The organism is Ochrobactrum sp. SFR4 (assembly GCF_019730395.1).
Lineage (GTDB): Bacteria > Pseudomonadota > Alphaproteobacteria > Rhizobiales > Rhizobiaceae > Pseudochrobactrum.
In genome coordinates this window covers 1-257 of sequence record NZ_JAAPBB010000988.1, presented here as the reverse complement: position 1 = coordinate 257, position 257 = coordinate 1, and the positions used below count along the sequence as shown (strand labels likewise).

Below are 257 nucleotides of genomic sequence, written 5' to 3'. Positions count from 1 at the left end.
AAACCACGCGATTGCGTGGCTTTCTCGGTAGTGTTTTCCGTGCAGCGCGTTGAAATAATTACACCATATTGCGTTGGCTGCGCTGCATTTGCGGCGGATAGGCCGGCATATCGGGGATACGAATCTCGAATAAAGCGCCTTCCGTGTAGTCTTCGCGCAATTCGATGGTGCCGCCATGGGCGCGCACCAGTTCCTGAGCAATCACCAGCCCCAAGCCGGTGCCGTCGCTGCGGGTAGACCCGCGAAACGCGGTAAAG

1 protein-coding gene is annotated in these 257 nt (G+C 57.6%); it reads right to left on the bottom strand.

Annotated features, from left to right (window positions below; translation table 11 throughout):
- Positions 1–58 precede the first annotated feature (58 nt).
- The coding region (locus HBA93_RS22050; RefSeq protein WP_286202138.1) for an ATP-binding protein at positions 59–257 on the bottom strand (199 nt) is incomplete at its 5' end.